This is a genomic window from Nocardioides mangrovi, assembly GCF_020073815.1.
Classification (GTDB): domain Bacteria; phylum Actinomycetota; class Actinomycetes; order Propionibacteriales; family Nocardioidaceae; genus Nocardioides; species Nocardioides mangrovi.
On sequence record NZ_JAIQZJ010000013.1, the window covers coordinates 31,399 to 47,571 of the forward strand.

At 73.0% G+C, this 16,173-nt stretch carries 17 protein-coding genes and 1 other RNA gene; 9 read left to right on the plus strand and 9 right to left on the minus strand.

Annotation, left to right across the window (positions count from 1 at the left end; genetic code table 11):
* The first annotated feature begins 37 nt into the window (after nucleotides 1-37).
* Nucleotides 38-1,597, plus strand: a complete 1,560-nt coding sequence (locus K8U61_RS18960) for a long-chain-fatty-acid--CoA ligase (RefSeq protein WP_224124623.1) — start codon at nucleotides 38-40, stop codon at nucleotides 1,595-1,597.
* A 155-nt stretch (nucleotides 1,598-1,752) separates the two neighbouring features.
* On the opposite strand, the gene K8U61_RS18965 is transcribed toward K8U61_RS18960, so the two are convergent.
* Nucleotides 1,753-2,172 carry an MOSC domain-containing protein gene (locus K8U61_RS18965; RefSeq protein ID WP_224124624.1) on the minus strand — a complete coding sequence of 140 codons (420 nt, stop codon included), beginning with the start codon at nucleotides 2,170-2,172 and terminating at the stop codon, nucleotides 1,753-1,755.
* 40 nt (nucleotides 2,173-2,212) lie between these two features.
* Between K8U61_RS18965 and K8U61_RS18970 the strand changes: the two genes are divergently transcribed.
* From K8U61_RS18970 to K8U61_RS18980, 3 genes are read left to right on the plus strand one after another with little or no spacing between them, the layout of a single operon-like run.
* Nucleotides 2,213-3,331: a Nif3-like dinuclear metal center hexameric protein gene (locus tag K8U61_RS18970; protein WP_224124625.1), complete on the plus strand. Its 1,119-nt coding sequence runs from the start codon at nucleotides 2,213-2,215 to the stop codon at nucleotides 3,329-3,331.
* Nucleotides 3,332-3,372: 41 nt separating this feature from the next.
* Nucleotides 3,373-4,086 (plus strand): zinc ribbon domain-containing protein, encoded by a 714-nt coding sequence (locus K8U61_RS18975; RefSeq protein ID WP_443680388.1) that lies wholly within the window; start codon nucleotides 3,373-3,375, stop codon nucleotides 4,084-4,086.
* On the plus strand, nucleotides 4,083-5,195 hold the full coding sequence (locus K8U61_RS18980) for a bifunctional RNase H/acid phosphatase (protein WP_224124627.1): 1,113 nt from the start codon (nucleotides 4,083-4,085) through the stop codon (nucleotides 5,193-5,195). Before K8U61_RS18975 ends, K8U61_RS18980 begins: the two co-directional genes overlap by 4 nt.
* Here K8U61_RS18980 and yaaA read toward each other — a convergent pair.
* The gene (gene yaaA / locus K8U61_RS18985) at nucleotides 5,190-5,945 is read right to left on the minus strand and encodes a peroxide stress protein YaaA (protein ID WP_224124628.1); all 756 of its coding nucleotides are present in this window, start codon (nucleotides 5,943-5,945) and stop codon (nucleotides 5,190-5,192) included. The genes K8U61_RS18980 and yaaA overlap by 6 nt on opposite strands.
* Nucleotides 5,946-5,962: 17 nt before the next feature.
* Between yaaA and K8U61_RS18990 the strand changes: the two genes are divergently transcribed.
* Complete coding sequence (locus K8U61_RS18990; RefSeq protein ID WP_224124629.1) at nucleotides 5,963-7,414, plus strand: RNB domain-containing ribonuclease; 1,452 nt, start codon at nucleotides 5,963-5,965, stop codon at nucleotides 7,412-7,414.
* Here the strand turns inward: K8U61_RS18990 and K8U61_RS18995 are convergent.
* The gene (locus K8U61_RS18995) at nucleotides 7,401-7,853 is read right to left on the minus strand and encodes a MarR family winged helix-turn-helix transcriptional regulator (RefSeq protein ID WP_224124630.1); all 453 of its coding nucleotides are present in this window, start codon (nucleotides 7,851-7,853) and stop codon (nucleotides 7,401-7,403) included. The two genes, K8U61_RS18990 and K8U61_RS18995, sit on opposite strands and share 14 nt — an antisense overlap.
* A gap of 57 nt (nucleotides 7,854-7,910) precedes the next feature.
* Here K8U61_RS18995 and K8U61_RS19000 point away from each other — a divergent pair, with 57 nt between their 5' ends.
* Nucleotides 7,911-8,276, plus strand: coding sequence for a VOC family protein (locus K8U61_RS19000; RefSeq protein WP_224124631.1), 366 nt, complete (start codon nucleotides 7,911-7,913; stop codon nucleotides 8,274-8,276).
* A gap of 27 nt (nucleotides 8,277-8,303) precedes the next feature.
* Here K8U61_RS19000 and K8U61_RS19005 read toward each other — a convergent pair whose 3' ends face one another.
* The 5 genes from K8U61_RS19005 to rnpB all read right to left on the minus strand — a co-directional run bounded on the left by K8U61_RS19005 (nucleotide 8,304) and on the right by rnpB (nucleotide 13,748).
* Entirely contained in the window at nucleotides 8,304-9,155 is an 852-nt protein-coding gene (locus K8U61_RS19005) for a class I SAM-dependent methyltransferase (protein WP_224124632.1), read from the minus strand.
* Entirely contained in the window at nucleotides 9,152-12,307 is a 3,156-nt protein-coding gene (locus K8U61_RS19010) for an adenylate/guanylate cyclase domain-containing protein (protein WP_224124633.1), read from the minus strand. The genes K8U61_RS19005 and K8U61_RS19010 overlap by 4 nt, the downstream gene beginning before the upstream one ends.
* 44 nt (nucleotides 12,308-12,351) lie before the next feature.
* Complete coding sequence (locus tag K8U61_RS19015) at nucleotides 12,352-12,843, minus strand: TspO/MBR family protein (protein ID WP_224124634.1); 492 nt, start codon at nucleotides 12,841-12,843, stop codon at nucleotides 12,352-12,354.
* A gap of 28 nt (nucleotides 12,844-12,871) precedes the next feature.
* On the minus strand, nucleotides 12,872-13,330 hold the full coding sequence (locus K8U61_RS19020) for a hypothetical protein (RefSeq protein ID WP_224124635.1): 459 nt from the start codon (nucleotides 13,328-13,330) through the stop codon (nucleotides 12,872-12,874).
* Nucleotides 13,331-13,373: 43 nt separating this feature from the next.
* An RNA gene (gene rnpB, locus K8U61_RS19025) (RNase P RNA component class A) lies at nucleotides 13,374-13,748 on the minus strand.
* A gap of 108 nt (nucleotides 13,749-13,856) precedes the next feature.
* Between rnpB and K8U61_RS19030 the strand changes: the two genes are divergently transcribed.
* The 3 genes from K8U61_RS19030 to K8U61_RS19040 all read left to right on the plus strand — a co-directional run bounded on the left by K8U61_RS19030 (nucleotide 13,857) and on the right by K8U61_RS19040 (nucleotide 15,213).
* Nucleotides 13,857-14,078: a hypothetical protein gene (locus tag K8U61_RS19030; protein WP_224124636.1), complete on the plus strand. Its 222-nt coding sequence runs from the start codon at nucleotides 13,857-13,859 to the stop codon at nucleotides 14,076-14,078.
* A gap of 141 nt (nucleotides 14,079-14,219) precedes the next feature.
* Nucleotides 14,220-14,759 (plus strand): GNAT family N-acetyltransferase, encoded by a 540-nt coding sequence (locus tag K8U61_RS19035; RefSeq protein ID WP_224124637.1) that lies wholly within the window; start codon nucleotides 14,220-14,222, stop codon nucleotides 14,757-14,759.
* Nucleotides 14,760-14,796: 37 nt separating this feature from the next.
* Nucleotides 14,797-15,213, plus strand: a complete 417-nt coding sequence (locus tag K8U61_RS19040) for a tetratricopeptide repeat protein (protein WP_224124638.1) — start codon at nucleotides 14,797-14,799, stop codon at nucleotides 15,211-15,213.
* A 114-nt stretch (nucleotides 15,214-15,327) separates the two neighbouring features.
* Here the strand turns inward: K8U61_RS19040 and K8U61_RS19045 are convergent, their stop codons facing one another.
* Complete coding sequence (locus K8U61_RS19045; RefSeq protein ID WP_224124772.1) at nucleotides 15,328-16,167, minus strand: transglutaminase family protein; 840 nt, start codon at nucleotides 16,165-16,167, stop codon at nucleotides 15,328-15,330.
* Nucleotides 16,168-16,173: the final 6 nt, after the last annotated feature.

The window sequence follows — 16,173 nt, forward strand, 5'->3', positions numbered from 1 at the left end:
AACCCCGGGGCAACGTGGCCGTCACTACAGTGGCGACATGATCGTGCCCTTCAGCGTCTCGGACTTCCTCAACCGTGCCGTGCAGGTCTACGGCGATCGCGTCGGCGTCATCGACGAGCCCGATCAGCCGGCGTTGAGCCTGGGCGAGCTGACGTACGCCGAGATGGGTGCGCTCGCCCGTCGCCAGGCGGCGAAGCTCGACGAGCTCGGCCTCGCCGTGGGCGATCGGGTCGCGGTGGTCAGCCACAACAGCGCGCGGCTGCTCACGTCCTTCTTCGGCGTCAGCGGCTGGGGGCGGGTGCTGGTGCCCGTGAACTTCCGGCTGCGGCCCGACGAGATCAGCTACATCGTCGAGCACTCCGGCGCACGGGTGCTGCTCATCGACCCGGAGCTGGAGGCGTCGCTCAAGCAGGTCGACGCGGAGTTCAAGTTCGTCCTCGGCAACGACGACGACCTGTACGCCGCGCCGGGGGTGGAGCCGAAGGCCTGGGAGCCCGACGAGAACGCCACCGCCTGCATCAACTACACCTCCGGCACGACCGCCCGGCCCAAGGGCGTGCAGATCACCCATCGCAACATCTGGACCAACGCGGTCACCTTCGGCCTGCACGCCCAGGCGGGGGACCGCGACGTCTACCTGCACACGCTGCCGATGTTCCACGCCAACGGCTGGGGCTGGCCCTACCTCGCGACCGGCGTCGGCGCGCAGCACATCGTGCTCCGCAAGGTCGACGGCGCCGAGATCCTCCGGCGGGTCCGCGACCACGGCGTGACGGTCATGTGTGCCGCGCCGGCGGTGGCGGCCGCTGTACTGGAGGCGGCGCAGACGTGGGAGGGCGAGATCCCCGGGCGCGACCGGGTGCGGATCATCATGGCCGGCGCGCCGCCGCCGACGAAGACGGTGATCCGGGTGCAGGAGGAGCTGGGCTGGGAGTTCATCCAGATCTACGGCCTCACCGAGACCTCGCCGCTGCTGACCTTCAACCGGGTGCGGGCGGAGTGGGACGACCTGCCGGCCGAGGAGCAGGCCTCGCTGCTGACCCGTGCCGGTGCGCCGGCGATCGGCGTGACGCTGCAGATCTCCACTGACGAGGCCCAGCAGGATTCTGGGGCGGCCGGCGAGGTGCTCGCGCGCTCCAACGTGGTGCTCGAGGGCTACTGGAACCAGCCCGAGGAGACCGAGCGGGCGCTCGGCGACGGCTGGTTCCACACCGGCGACGGCGGTGTGCTCGGCGACGACGGCTACCTGACGATCTCCGACCGCAAGAAGGACGTCATCATCACCGGCGGCGAGAACGTCTCCTCGATCGAGGTCGAGGACGTCCTCTTCTCCCACCCGGCCGTCGCCGAGGTCGCCGTCATCGGCGTCCCGAGCGAGAAGTGGGGCGAGACCATCAAGGCCCTCGTCGTCCTCGCCGAGGGCGAGTCGGCCACCGAGGCCGAGCTGATCGCCTGGTGCAAGGACAAGGCCGCCGGCTACAAGGCCCCCACCACGGTGGAGTTCCGGGACGAGCTCGCCCGGACCGCGACCGGCAAGCTGCAGAAGTTCAAGCTCCGCGCGCCGTACTGGGAGGGCTACGAGCGTCAGGTCAACTGACCCCTGCCGCTGAGCTCGCATGGCTGTGGGTTCACCAAGGGATCACGGCGAACCGACACGGGGGCTTCGCCTTCATCCCTTGGGGAACCGACGCTTTCCTCGACGAATTCACCACGGGAAGCGCGGGTTCGACCTGATCCCTTGGTGAACCTGGGTCAGTCGATCAAGGTGACCGGGTCGCCAAGGCGGATCGTGCCGGAGGAGAGGGCGCGGAAGGCGGTGCCGCCGCGGCGCCGGAGGGCCACCCGGCCGCCGGGGCCGATGCTGTCCTCCATGATCTTGCAGGGCGCGGCGATCCGGACCACCTCGAGCAGCACCTCGCCGACCTGCAGGCGCACGCCGGGCTCGTCGACGGTGACGGTACGACGCGTCATCGCCGGCTCGACCGGCGCGCCGAGGTCGGCGGCGGCCGCGTCGAGGTCGCCGGCGTACTGCACGGTGACGTGGCGGTGGCGGGTGCCGAAGTAGCGGTCGCCGACCACACCCCGGCCGGCCTCCACGGAGATCGAGGACCGCGGCTCCATGGGCGCGTGGTGCTCGGGGGCGACGTACAGCGCGACGACGGTGCCTGACACGCGCACCATGGTCCCCGATCCGAGCCGATAGCCTCCCGGCATGCCCTCCCTGAAGGACGTCGTCGGTCTGCTGCACGCGTGGTACCCGCCCGAGACCGCCGACTCCTGGGACGCCGTCGGGCTGGTCTACGGGCACCCGGGCGTCGGGGTGCGCAAGGTGATGTTCGCGGTCGACCCGACGCTCGAGGTCGCCCGCGAGGCCGCCGACTGGGGCGCGGACCTGCTCGTCGTGCACCACCCGCTCTTCCTCAAGCCCGTCCACGGCTTCCCGGCCACCACCCCGAAGGGCCGGACGCTGGCCACCCTCGCCGGCGTCGACTGCGCCCTGCTGACCGCGCACACCAATGCCGACCAGGCCGTCACCGGCGTCTCCGAGTCGCTGGCGCTGGCGCTCGGGCTCACCGACCTCGCGCCGATCGTCCCGGCCCCCGCGACGCCGATCGACAAGCTCGTCGTCTTCGCCCCGCGCGACGACGCCGAGCGGCTCCGCGCCGTGCTCGCCCAGGCGGGCGCCGGCGAGATCGGCGCCTACGACCACGCCTCCTTCTCGACGCCGGGCGTCGGCCGCTTCCGCCCGCTCGACGGCGCGTCGCCCGCGATCGGCGCGGTCGGGCGGGTCGAGATCGTCGACGAGGAGCGGGTCGAGGTGGTGCTGCCCCGGTCGCGGCGGGCCGCCGTCCTCGCGGCGATGCTCGCCGCACACCCCTACGAGGAGCCGGCGTACGACGTCGTCGAGCTCGCCGACCCCGGCCTCACCGCGACCGGCACCGGGCGGATCGGGACGGTGCCGGAGACGACGCTGGGGAAGTTCGCCGCCGCGGTGTCGGCCGCCCTGCCCGCGACCGCCGTCGGAGCCCGCGTGGCGGGCGATCCCGACCGCGTCGTACGCCGGGTCGCCGTCTGTGGCGGGGCGGGCGACTTCCTCCTCGACACGGTCGCCGGCACCGACGCCGACGTCTACGTCACCAGCGACCTGCGGCACCACCCGGCGAGCGAGTTCGCCGAGCGGCAGGGGCCGGCGCTGGTCGACGTCCCGCACTGGGCGGCCGAGTGGACCTGGCTGCCCCGGGTGGAGGCGCGGCTGCGCGAGGCCGTGGGAGATACTTTGGAGACCCGGGTGAGCACCATCCGGACCGACCCCTGGCAGTTCCGCGTCTAGAGGAGACCGTCCTGAAAGCCGACCCCGCCGCCCAGCTCAAGCTGCTCGACCTCCAGGCGCTCGACTCCCGTGCCGACCAGCTGCGCCACCAGCGGGCGTCGCTGCCGGAGATCGCCGAGATCGCGGAGCTCGAGGCCAAGCGCGGCGACGTGGACAACCTGGTCCGCGACGCCCGGATCGCCGTCGACGACCTGACCCTGGAGCAGCAGAAGGTCGACCAGGACGTCGAGGCGGTCAAGACCCGGCGCACGCGCGACCGCGACCGCATGGACCAGGGATTGGTCACCAACCCCAAGGACCTCGAGCGGATGCAGCAGGAGCTGGTCTCCCTCGACCGCCGCATCTCGACCCTCGAGGACGACGAGCTCGAGGTGATGCAGCGGCTCGAGGACGCCCAGGGCGAGCTCACCAAGCTCGAGGGCATGGTCGCCGAGACCGACGAGAAGCTCGGCGAGCTGCGCGTCGCCCGCGACGAGAAGGTCGCCGACCTCGACGCCCGCCTCGCCGACGTGAGCACCGACCGCGGTCCGGCCGCCGAGGGCCTGCCCGACGACCTGGTGGCGCTCTACGCGCGGCTGCGCGAGCAGAAGGGCGGCATCGGCGCGGCCGAGCTGCGCGCCCGCGCGTGCGGCGGCTGCCGGCTCACCCTCGACGCCGGTGAGATCAACCGGATCCGCGGCCTCGCGATCGACGAGGTGGTCCGCTGCGAGGAGTGCCAGCGGATCCTGGTCCGCACGCCCGAGTCGGGGCTGTGACCCGCAGGGTCCTGATCGAGGCCGACGGCGGCTCGCGGGGCAACCCCGGGCCCGCGGCGTACGGCGCGGTCCTCAAGGACGCCGACACCGGCGCGGTGATCGCCGAGGACGGCACCACGCTGGGCGTCGCGACCAACAACGTCGCGGAGTACTCCGGCCTCATCGCCGGCCTGCGGATGGCCGCCGACCTCGCGCCCGACGCCGAGGTCGAGGTCCGGATGGACTCCAAGCTCGTCGTCGAGCAGATGTCCGGCCGCTGGCAGGTCAAGCACCCCGACATGAAGCCGCTGCACGCCGAGGCGTCCCGCCTCGCGCCGGCCGGTACGACGTACACCTGGGTGCCGCGGGCGCAGAACTCCCACGCCGACCGGCTCGCCAACGAGGCGCTCGACGGCAAGCGCTCCGGCGTCACGGTCGCGGGGGAGGAGCCGCCGGCCGCCGAGAAGGCCGAGCCGGCCCAGGGCTGGTCGCCGCCCGGCACCCCGACGACGGTGATCCTGGTCCGCCACGGCGCCACGCCGCACACGACCGAGAAGCGCTTCTCCGGCGGCCTCGCGTCCGCCAACCCCGGCCTCAGCGACGAGGGCCGCGACCAGGTCCGCGCCGCCGCCGAGTGGCTCGCGCCCCTCGCCGACCGGGTCGACGCGGTCGTCGCCTCGCCGGTCCGCCGTACCCGCGAGTCCGCCGAGATCATCGCCGAGCGGCTCGGCCGGACGATCGAGGAGGAGCCGGGCTTCGCGGAGATGGAGTTCGGCACCTGGGACGGCCTCACCTTCGGCGAGGTGTCGCAGCGCCACCCCGACGAGATGAAGACCTGGCTCGGCTCGCTCGACCACGCGCCCGGCGGCGGCGAGTCCTTCCGCAGCGTCGAGGAGCGGGTGCTGGCCGCGCTCGGCCGGCTGCTCGAGACCCACGCTGGCCGCACCGTGGTCGTGGTCAGCCACGTCACGCCGATCAAGATCCTGGTCGCCCAGGCGGTCGGCGCGCCGTTGGAGGCGGTCTTCCGGATGGAGCTGTCGGCCGCGTCGGTGAGCGTGCTGAGCTGGTACGACGAGCGCCCGACGATGCGCCTCTTCAACGCGCTGCCGCCCGGCAGCAGCGTCCTATAGGTCGCTGACGACCACGTCGAGGCGCGCGCCGTCGACCTCGACCACCCAGCCGAGGTCGCGCAGCGCCTCGGCCAGCCGCTCCGGCGTCCGCGGTGTCGCGCCGTCCTCGAGCAGCGCCCGCACGATCCGGCCCTTGGTGGCCTTGTTGAAGTGGCTGACCACCCTGCGGACGCCCTGGTGCTCGTGCAGCACGCGCACGGTCGCGGAGCGGACGCCGACGGGCTTCCAGAAGTTGACGTAGGTGCCGCTGCGCAGGTCGACGAGCAGGCCGTTGCCGACCGCCTCGGTGACGACCGGACCGAGCTGCTCGCGCCAGACCGCGGCCACCGGGCCGAGGCCGGGGAGCGTGGTGTCGCCGGAGAGCCGGTAGGCCGGGATCCGGTCGCCAGGCCGGACCAGCCCGAAGAGGCTGGAGGTGATCGCCACCCGCGACGAGGACCGGCGGCGCGCGGCCGTCGAGAGCGTGGCGACGTCGAGGGCGTCGTAGAGGACCCCGGTGTAGACGTGGTCGGCCCGCTGCGTGGGTGCTTCGCGGAGCCGGGCGTTGAGGGCGACCAGGTCGAGCTGGGTGCCGCCGATCCCGAGGGTCTTCGCGGCGACGTCGGGATCGCCCTCGCAGAGCTCGACCAGGGCGTCCAGGACCCGCTCGCGGGCGGGGGTCAGGGCGGGCAGGTCGAGGGCGGCGAGGTCGAGCGACTTGCCGCGGCGCGCGGCGGTCTTGCCCTCGCTGGGGGGCAACAGAATCAGCACGCAGTTATGGTGCCGGTATGCCGAGCAACCGCGTCGTCCGGGTCCGCTCCGTCGACGACGGGGTCGCGGCCGAGAGCCTGCGCGCCGGGATCGCGAAGATCCAGGCCGACCTCGAGGTCACCCCGGACTTCCCGCCCGAGGTCGAGTCGGCAGCGGAGGCGGCCGCCGCGTCGCCGCGCCTGCCGGAGCTCGACCGCACCGACCTGCCGTTGGTGACCGTCGACCCGCCGGGCGCCCGCGACCTCGACCAGGCCCTCCACATCGCGCGCGACGGCGACGGCTACGTCGTCTCCTACGCGATCGCCGACGTCGCCGCCTTCGTCGCACCTGACGATCCGGTGGACCGGGAGGCGCACCGCCGCGGCGAGACCCTGTACGGCGCGGACTCCAAGGTCCCGCTGCACCCGAAGGTGCTCTCCGAGGGCGCCGCGTCGCTGCTGCCCGGCGAGGTCCGCCCCGCGCTGCTGTGGACGATCCGCCTCGACAGCGAGGGGGCGCGCCACGACGTCCACGTCGAGCGGGCGCGGGTGCGCTCCACCCAGCAGCTGACGTACGACGAGGTGCAGGCCGCCCTCGACGACGGCAGCGCCGAGGAGTCGCTGGTGCTGCTCCGCGAGGTCGGCACGCTCCGCGAGGCGCGCGAGGCCGTCCGCGGCGGCGTCTCGCTGCCGCTGCCCGAGCAGGACGTCGTGGTCGAGGGCGACCGCTGGCGGCTCGACTTCCGCGAGCAGCTGCCCGTCGAGCGCTGGAACGCCCAGATCTCCCTGCTCACCGGCTTCGCCGCCGCGGCGCTGATGGTCTACGCCCGGGTCGGCCTGCTGCGGGTGCTCCCGCCGCCCAACCCGCACGACGTCCAGCGGCTCCACCGCACCGCCCGCGCGCTCGGCATCGAGTGGCCGGCCGAGCAGCTCTATCCCGATTTCATCCGCTCGCTCGACCCGTCCGTGCCCGCCCAGGCCGCGATGGTCAACGCCTGCGCCCGCCTGCTCCGCGGCAGCGGGTACGTCGCGTTCGACGGCGAGACCCCCGCGGACCCGCAGCACGCCGCGCTCGCGTCGGAGTACGCCCACGTCACCGCGCCGCTGCGCCGCCTCGGCGACCGCTACGCCGGCGAGGTGTGCCTGGCGATCTGCGCCGACACCGACGTCCCCGCCTGGGTGCACGTCGCGCTGCACGACCTGCCCAAGACGCTCCAGGCGTCCGCGGCCAAGGCCCACTCCTACGAGCGTGCCGTGCTCGACCTGGTCGAGGCCCGCGTGCTGGCCGACCGGGTGGGGGAGGAGTTCGACGCCGTGGTGATCGACGTCGACGAGAAGGACCTCCACCGGGGCGTCGTCCTCGTGCACGAGCCCGACGTCGAGGCCCGGGTCGTCTCCACCGACCGCGACCTGCCGCTCGGCACCGACGTACGCGTGCGCCTCACGGTCGCCGACGTCGACACCCGGACGGTCGAGTTCACCCTGGCGTAGGCCCCTCCCGCAGCGAGCGGACCATGCTCGTCAGCATCCGGAAGGCCTCCTGCTGGTCGCCGGCGCTGAGGCCCTCGAGCATCCGCGACTCGACGGAGCGGACCGCGGCCGTCGCCTTCTCCAGGCTCCGCCGGCCGCGTGCGGTGAGCCGGGTGGGCAGCGCCTTGCCGACCGGCGGGGCCGCGGGGCGGGTCACGTAGCCGTCGCGCTCGAGCGCCTGGAGCAGCACGTTCATCGACTGCCGGGTCACGAAGGCGCCGCGCGCCAGCTCGGAGTTGGAGAGCCCGGGGCGCTGGGCCAGCAGCTCCAGGCAGGAGTAGTGGGTGATGGTCATCCCCAGCGGCCGGAGCACCTCCTCCATCGCGAGGCGCAGCGCGCTGGAGGCCTCCTTGAGCAGGTAGCCCAGCGACGTCTCGAGATCGATCCCGTCTTGACCCATGTCAGTATTCTGACATACCTTTGATGTCAGATAACTGACACGCACGAAGGAGCTCCCATGCCCGCCACCGGTCCCGACTTCATCTCCCTGCAGGTCCGCGACCTGGACGCCTCGCAGGCGTTCTACGAGCGCTACCTCGGCCTGGTCCGCTCGCCGGCCGGTCCGCCGCACGCCGTCGTCTTCGCGACCACGCCGATCGCCTTCGCCGTCCGTGACCTGCTGCCCGGCACCGACCTCGGCGCCGCCCAGCCGGGCCTCGGCGTCGCCCTGTGGCTGCACGCCACCGACGTCCAGGAGATCCACGACGCGCTCGTGGCCGATGGTCACCCGATCGTCGCCGAGCCGATCGACGGGCCGTTCGGGCGCACGTTCACCTTTGCCGACCCCGACGGCTACCACGTCACGCTCCACGACCGCGCCTGAGCGTGCCTGAGCGCGAACGGCTCCGCGTCAGTCGCCGGCCTCGGCCGTGACCAGCCAGATCGCGCCCGGGAAGCGGACCACGCCGTCCACCTTCGCCGCCGCCACCTCCCGGCGGGCCTCGTCGAGCAACGCCGCCCACCCGGCAGGCCCGAGCACCGGCTCGAGCTCGGCACGCGCCGCCTGCCCGGTCGTGGTCGCGAGCATCGTGGCCATCCGCTCCTCGACGCCGTCGCTGCCGTCGACGCCGTAGTCGCACGTGAAGTCGACGGGCGTCATCGTGACCGAGGTCCAGCCGGCGCCCTCGAGCACCGCGTGGAGCCGGTCCGGCTCGGCGAAGGCCGTCGGCCCGGGCGCGTACGGCGGCTGTTCGGGCCGCGGCGCCATCCGGGCGACGAGGACGTCGGTGCCCAGGGAGAACATCGGGTTCTCCGCCCGGGTCCGCCAGCAGGCGAACGCCAGCCGGGCGTCGGGTGTGGCGGCCGACCAGATCCGCGTGAAGGCCACGACGGGGTCGGCGAAGAACATCACCCCGAACCGCGAGACCACCCGGTCGAACGCCGCGCCGGGCGCCGCGTCGAGCAGTCCGGCCGTCTGGGCGTCGGCGAGCACCACGGTCGCCTCCGGGACCCGGTGGCGGGCCGCCTCGACCATGGTCGGCGAGATGTCGATGCCGACCATCGAGGCGCCACGGTCGGCGCCGGCCGCGAGGAGCGTGCCCGACCCGCAGCCGACGTCCAGCACCCGCTGGCGCGGGCCCAGGTCGGCCGCGTCGAGCAGCGCCGCGGTGACCGGGGCGAAGACGGAGTCGAAGATGCGCTGGTGCTCCACCCACCCGACTCCCGCGCTGGTCCAGGTCGCGCGCATCTCGTCGTTCGTCACGGGGTGTCCCGATCGAGCTCGGCCAGCCGCTCCTCGCACCAGCGTGCCCAGTAGGCGATCTCCTTGGCGCGGAAGAGGTCCCGCGCCTCGCTGAGCAGACGCCGCTCCTCGGCTCGGTCGCCGGTGGTCCGCGCGAGCGCGCTCACGTGCAGGCGTACCTCCGCCTGGTGCCAGATGTTCTCGGTCGTGTCGACCACGCGGAGCGCCAGCGCCGCCTGCTCGCGGGCCTCGCCCAGGTCGCCGGCATGGACGGCGACCGCGCAGGCAACGACGGCGTTGAGGGAGACCGAGGCACCGTCGTACGGCGAGGTGTGGCGGTGCGCGACGACCTGCTCCTGCGCGATCTCGTCGACGTCGTCGCCCCGGAGCAGGCGGACCATCGACCGCTCGCCGATGTAGGTCGAGGCGATCGCGCCCTCGCCGTCGGCGAAGAGCTTCTCGACCGCGCGTCCGTAGTGGTCGATTGCACCGTCGAGGTCGCCGACGAGGTGGCGGGCGTAGGAGGTGCCGACCAGGAAGGTGGCCAGCTCGCCGGCCTCCTCGGACCGGAGGGTGGCCACGGCGATCGCGGGGCCGGCCTCCTCGGGAAGGGGGCCGGCCATCCCGATGGCCTCGATCATCGCGCTCCAGTAGCGCCCGGTGGGGGAGTCGGTCCGTACGGGGTAGTAGTCCCGCAGCCGGGAGAGCGGGGTGGAGCCGTGCAGGGCCGCACCGCCGCGCTGGAGGTGTCCCAGGCGGACGCTGGCCGGCGACCCGGACGCGAGCAGCCGCTCGGCCACCGTCATCGCCGGGGACCACAGCGCGGCCATGCTGTAGGCGGTGCTGAGCGTGATCAGCCCGACGAGGGCGCGTCGATCGTCGCCGGCGTCGCGCGCCATGCCCTCGAGCCGCTCACCGACCTCGATCGCGCGCACGGGGTCGATCTCGTCGCTGACGCTGAGGTCGATGATGAGCGCGCACGCATCGCGCGTGGCCAGGTCGAGCGGAGCGACGCCCTCGGTCTCCCGATCGAGCTCGGCGAGCGTCTCGCTGGCCTCGCGCGCCCGCGACACGGCCAGCTGCACCGTGATCAGGTCGAGCAGGAGATCACGGCGTACGGCGGGGTCCGGGTGCCGGACCGCGGCCGCCTGGTGGAGCAGGGCCGTGGCCGCGTCCGGGTCGTCGCGGTCCTGGGCGTCGAGGCCGGCCCGGCCGAGCGCCACGGCCGTCCGGGCGCGCAGCGGCGCCAGCGCGGCGTCGTGGGCGGCGAGCTCGGTGCGCAGCCGGAGCGCCTCGGCGAGGTGGTGGGCCACGAAGGCCGACCGCTCGGCACCGGTCTCGCCCGCGGCAGCGGCGCTCGCGACGGCGTCGGCGAAGCGCTCGTGCAGCTCGGCGCGCAGCGCCTTCGGGAGCGCGTCGTAGGCCGTGTCGCGGATCGTGATGTGGCGGAAGGCCCACGCGTCGCCGGCGCCGTCGCGGACCCGGCGGAGCAGGTCGCGGCGGGCGAGCTGGGTCAGCAGCGCCGCGGTGGCGGGCCGCTGGTCGGGGTCGAGCAGCTCGACGGCCTCGGCAGCGATGAAGGACTGGCCGATCACCGAGACCCGGCCGAGGAGGTCGCGCTCGTCGGAGGGGAGGCGGTCGAGCCGCGCCGCGAGCAGCGCCGACACGGTCGGCGGCACCCGCACCCGGCCGATGTCGCCGGTGGTCTCCCAGCGATCGGTGAAGCGCAGGTGACCCTCCTCGACCAGGTGGGCCACGATCTCCTCGACGAAGAGCGGGTTGCCGCCCGACCACTCGGTCACGGTGGCGACCAGCTCGTCGGGCGCCGGGCCCGCGAGGATCGTCTCGACCCGGTCGCGCACCTCGGCGGCGCCGAACGGGTCGAGCCCGAAGGTCAGCGAGTCGAGGGAGCCGTGGCCCCACTCGGGGTGCTCCTCGAGCAGTTCGGGCCGGGCGCCGCAGATGAGCAGCAGCGGCAGGTCCGCGACCTCCTCGCGCACCTGCTCCAGGAGCTCCAGCAGGGTCGGCTCGGCCCAGTGCAGGTCGTCGACGGTGACCACGAGCGGGCGGCGCTGGGCGAGCTGCTCGAGGAGGCGGCGTACCGCCCAGAAGGTGTCGTCGTGGCCGCGCGGCTCCCCGCCGCCGCCGAGCAGGGGGAGCAGGGTGTCGGCGACCCCGTCGGCGTCGGTGGCCTCGGCCATCGCCCGGGTGAGCGCGTGCCGGACGACCTCGTCGGACTCGGTGCCGCCGAGCCGCAGCGCGGAGCGGATTACGCCGACGATCGGGTAGTAGGTGATGCCCTGGCCGTAGGACAGGCACCGGCCGCTCACGACGTCGGCGCGGTCGCCGACCCGGGCGACGAACTCGCCCACCAGCCGCGTCTTCCCGATCCCCGGCGCCCCGACCACCGTGACCAGGTGGCTGCGGCCGCTGGCGAGCGTGCGCTCGAGCGCGTCGTCGAGTGCGCGGGTCTCCCGGTCGCGGCCGACCAGCGGGTCGTCCAGGCGTCTGCTCCGGCCGGCGTCCGCGTCGCGGATGGTGAGCAGGCGGTACGCCGGCACCGGCTCGCTCTTGCCCTTCGCCTCGACCGGGGCGACCGGCTCCGCGTCGACCGCGTCGCGCACCAGCTGCCAGGTCTGCTCGCCCAGCAGCACCTCGCCCGCCCCCGCCGCCTGCTCCAGCCGGGCAGCCGTGTTGACCGCGTCGCCGGTCGCGAACGACCCGCCCGCCCTCGCCGTACCCGCCACGACGGAGCCGGTGTTGACGCCCGTCCGGATCGTCAGCGCCACCCCGTGGCTGGCCTGGAGCTCGGTGGACAGCTCGGCGACCGCGGCGTTGAGCTCGTGGGCCGCGCGGACAGCGCGCAGCGCGTCGTCCTCCCGCACCTCCGGCACCCCGAACACCGCCAGCACGGCGTCGCCGACGAACTTCTCGACCGTCCCGCCGTGCCGCTCCACCGCCTCTCGGGCCACGTCGAAGTAGCGGCCCATCACGCCCCGGTAGGCCTCGGGGTCCAGGCTTTCGCCCATCGCCGTCGAGCCGGTGACGTCGGTGAAGAGCAGGGTCACGGTCTTGCGGACCTCACGGCCGCTGTCCGCCGCGACCGGCGTCCCGCACTCGAGGCAGAACTTGGCATTGGCCGGCAGCGCCTCTCCACAGGACGCGCAGACCATGGTCGGACCCTACTTCTCGGCGGGCCCCGCGAGCGACGTTTCGGTCAGCGGTTCAGCCACCAGATCGACGCGTTCAGCGCCGTGGCGAACCCGACCCACGCGGCGTAGGGGAGGAGCAGGTACGCCGCCGCCCGCTGCCGCCGCCAGAACATCCCGATCGTCACCACCACGGCCGCCACCAGCACGACGATCTCCACGAGAGCCGCGCCGTACCAGTCCCCGGCGAAGAAGAGCGGCGTCCAGCACGCATTGAGCACGAGCTGCACGGCGTACGCCGCCATCGCCCGGTCGACGCCGACCTGCCGCCAGACCAGCCAGCCGGCGACCGCGATCAGCACGTAGAGCACCGTCCACACCGGCCCGAACAGCCAGCTGGGCGGCGCGAACGCCGGCAGCTCGAGCCGGTCGTAGGTGTCCGATGCGTTCGCCGCCGCGAGACCGCCGACGCCGGCCACCGCCGCGACCGCCAGCAGGAAGACGACCAGCGCCAGACCGGACGGGAGGCCGCGTCGTGCGGGCAGCGCGTGGGTGCTCATGACTGTTCGATACCCGATCACGGAGGCGTCAGTCGTCGTCGAGAAGCTCCATCATCAGCTCCGTCTCGGCGTCCATCAGGACCTGGTTGCCGTAGAACGCCATGAGATTGGCCTCGACCTCCGGCGGCAGCGGCGCATCCGGGTCGGGCAACGGCGGGTGCGGATCGGTGCCCTTCTTCTCGGCCCAGTAGTCGAACATCTCGCCGAAGATCGCCAACCATTCGGCCACCAGCCGCCCATCCGCCTCCGCCCGGACGATGCGGGCTGCACCGACCTTGTACGTCAGATCCGGCCCACGCACCCAGCGCCGTGGCTTCTCGCGATCATCGATGGCGAGGTAGGTGAGTCCGTCCGGGGACTCGAGCCCGACCTCCTCGAACCAGCTGCGCCAAGCCGCGGTGAGGTCCACGAGCATCGCCGCACGGTTGGCCGCAACGATGTGCTCGCGAGTCAGGTCGTCGGAGTAGAAGCCGATGCTCGCTACCATGGCTTTCTCTCTGCCCGCCCTGGCCGTGCACGAACCCTCGCAGCGGATGGGCTGGCCTGTAGGCCGGGTTCTGTACGCCGAAGCGTGGCGACCATCCATCTACGGCGGCCGTTGCCGGCCGCCTCCAGCGGTCTACCCGCGCACTCGGGCGGGCCGCCCTCAGTCATGCGCGCGTCCGGTGCAAGCACCGGACTTCTTGACCTTGCTCCAGGTGGGGTTTACCGAGCCGGCCGGGTCACCCCGGTCGCTGGTGGTCTCTTACACCACCGTTTCACCCTTACCCCTGTTGCCAGGGGCGGTCTGTTCTCTGTGGCACTGTCCCGCGGGTTGCCCCGGGTGGGTGTTACCCACCACCTTGCCCTGTGGAGCCCGGACCTTCCTCGGGGAGTTGCCTCCACGCGGTCGCCCGGCCAGCCCATCCGCAGGAGAAGGATAGCGGCGTAGTGGTCCAGCCGGGTCTTCGTCGGCGACAGCTTCTTCTGCGGGGATGCTCCGCCGGGGCTCGCCCGGGTCCATACTCGAACCGATGACTACCACGCCGCACTCCCGAGTCCGCCAGCCCGCGAGCAGCCCCTTCAAGCAGGAGGTGGAGGCGGAGATCGAGCAGTACGACTGCGGCGACCGCGTCTCCCACGACCTCCACGGCCTCGGCTCGGTCGTCGCGCTCGACCCGGCCGGCGTGACCGTGAACTTCGGCTCCAAGACCGTGCGGGTGGCGAGCCCGTTCCGGAAGATGGAGAAGATCTAGCTCGACGCCGTACGTCGGGTTCCGGGGTTTCGAGGCTCAGGCGCCAGAGCGCCTTCGCACCTCAACCACCGGTACGGCTCGTCGCTGGCGCTCCTCGCACCTCAACCAGCGTGGCCCCGGTCCGCCGGATAGCCTCGGATCGTGCTGGCTGAGGGATATGAGCTGCGACCGTTGGCGATCGAGGATGCGGGGGAGCGGGCGGCGGCGTACGGGCGCAACCGCGAGCACTTGGCGCCGTGGGACCCGGTGCGGCCGGAGTCGTTCTTCACCGTCGAGGGGCAGGCCGCGGACATCACGCGGCAGATCGGGGAGCAGGCGTCGGGGAAGCGGCACGTCTTCTGCCTGTGGCACGACGGGCGCATCGTGGGGCAGGTGGCGCTCGACAACGTCGTGCGGGGCGTCCTGCAGAGCGGGACGGTCGGCTACTGGCTCGACCACGAGCACCTCGGGCGCGGGCTGGCGACGGGGATGGTGAGGCACGTGGAGCAGTACGCGCGGGGGATCGGGATGCACCGGCTCGAGGCCGGGACGATGCTGCACAACACCGCGAGCCAGGCCGTGCTGCGGCGCGCCGGCTTCCAGCAGTACGGCGTGGCCGAGCGCTTCCTCTTCATCGGGGGACGCTGGGTCGATCACGTCCTCTTCCAGCTGATCCTGCACGACGACCCGCCGACCTACTAGCGGGAATCGGACACGCCCTGCGAGCGTTAGGAGCGACATGAACGACGAGATGCTGCCCGTGCCGCGCATCGTCTTCCCGGAGATGGCGGCAGCCCCCGAATCGGCCTACCGCACCGCCTTCGACCTGCTTGCCAACCGCGCCCCCAAGGAGGCGCTCGAGCTGGTCGAGCCGGCGCTGGAGCAGGAGCCCGACAACACCGGCCTGCTCACGCTGCGCGCGTGGGCCTACCTGATGCGCGCGCAGCTGCAGCGCGCCGAGTCCGACCTCGAGAGGCTCGTGGCCGACAACCCGACCGACGACTGGTCCCAGCACGCGCTGGGCCGGTGCCTCGAGCGGCAGAGCCGGTACGCCGAGGCGCTTCCTCACCTGCGGCTGGCCGCTGCGATGAGCGGCGACCCCGACCACGGCCTCGCCGTCCTCCGGGTCGAGCAGCGACTCAACCCCGAGGGCTGAAGCCCGCGCCGATATGTAACGCGGAGTTATGGGACCTTCCGCCCCGTTGCAACGCCTCGGGAGACCCCATAACTCCGCGTTACATGCGCGCCCGGGTCGCCGAGGAGCTGCCGCTCACCCCAGACGAGTGACCGTCACCTCGACGTCCATCGCCGAGGTCGCGGCCCCGGAGTAGATGCCGCTGAGCGGCTTCACGTCGTCGTAGTCGCGCCCGGTGGCGACCACGACGTACCGGTCGCCCGGCTCGGTGTCGTTGGTCGGGTCGAAGGCGTGCCAGCCGTGGTCCCACCACTCCACCCACGCGTGCGACTCGCCGGGGACCGTCTCGCCGATCTCGGGGCGGGCGCGGGGGTGGAAGTAGCCGGAGACGTAGCGGGCCGGGATGCCGAGCTGGCGCATGCCGCCGATGGCGAGGTGCGCCATGTCCTGGCAGACGCCGGCGCGCTGCTCCCACACGTCCGCGGCGCGCGAGTGCACGTCGGTGGCGCCGACGCGGTACTCCACCTCGCGCTGGACGAGCTCGCAGATCGCGCGGGCCGCGTCGCCCGGGAGGGAGGCGTCGGCGCCGATCTGCTTGACCCGCGCGGCGAAGTCCTCGCCGGGCTCGGTCATCGGTGCGAGGGCGAGGTACTCCGTCCACCGGTCCATCACGTCCGGGTCGGCGAGCTCCTCCCAGCTGATCGTCGGCATCCCCGCCGGCGGGCGGTTGGTGTGCACGGTCGCGGTCGCGGTGACCGTCATCGAGTCGTGCGGCTCGAGCACCTCGAAGGCCGTCACGGCGGTGCCGAAGTAGTCGCGGTACTCGTAGATCCACGGCGCCGGCGACACCTCCACCCGGCTGTGCGACACGATCTGCTCGGGCGTGGTCTGCGGCGTCAGGCGCGCCTGGTTGTACGACGCGACCGCCTTGCCGTCGTACTCGAACGTCGTCCGGTGGACGACGCGCAGCTGCATGCTCAC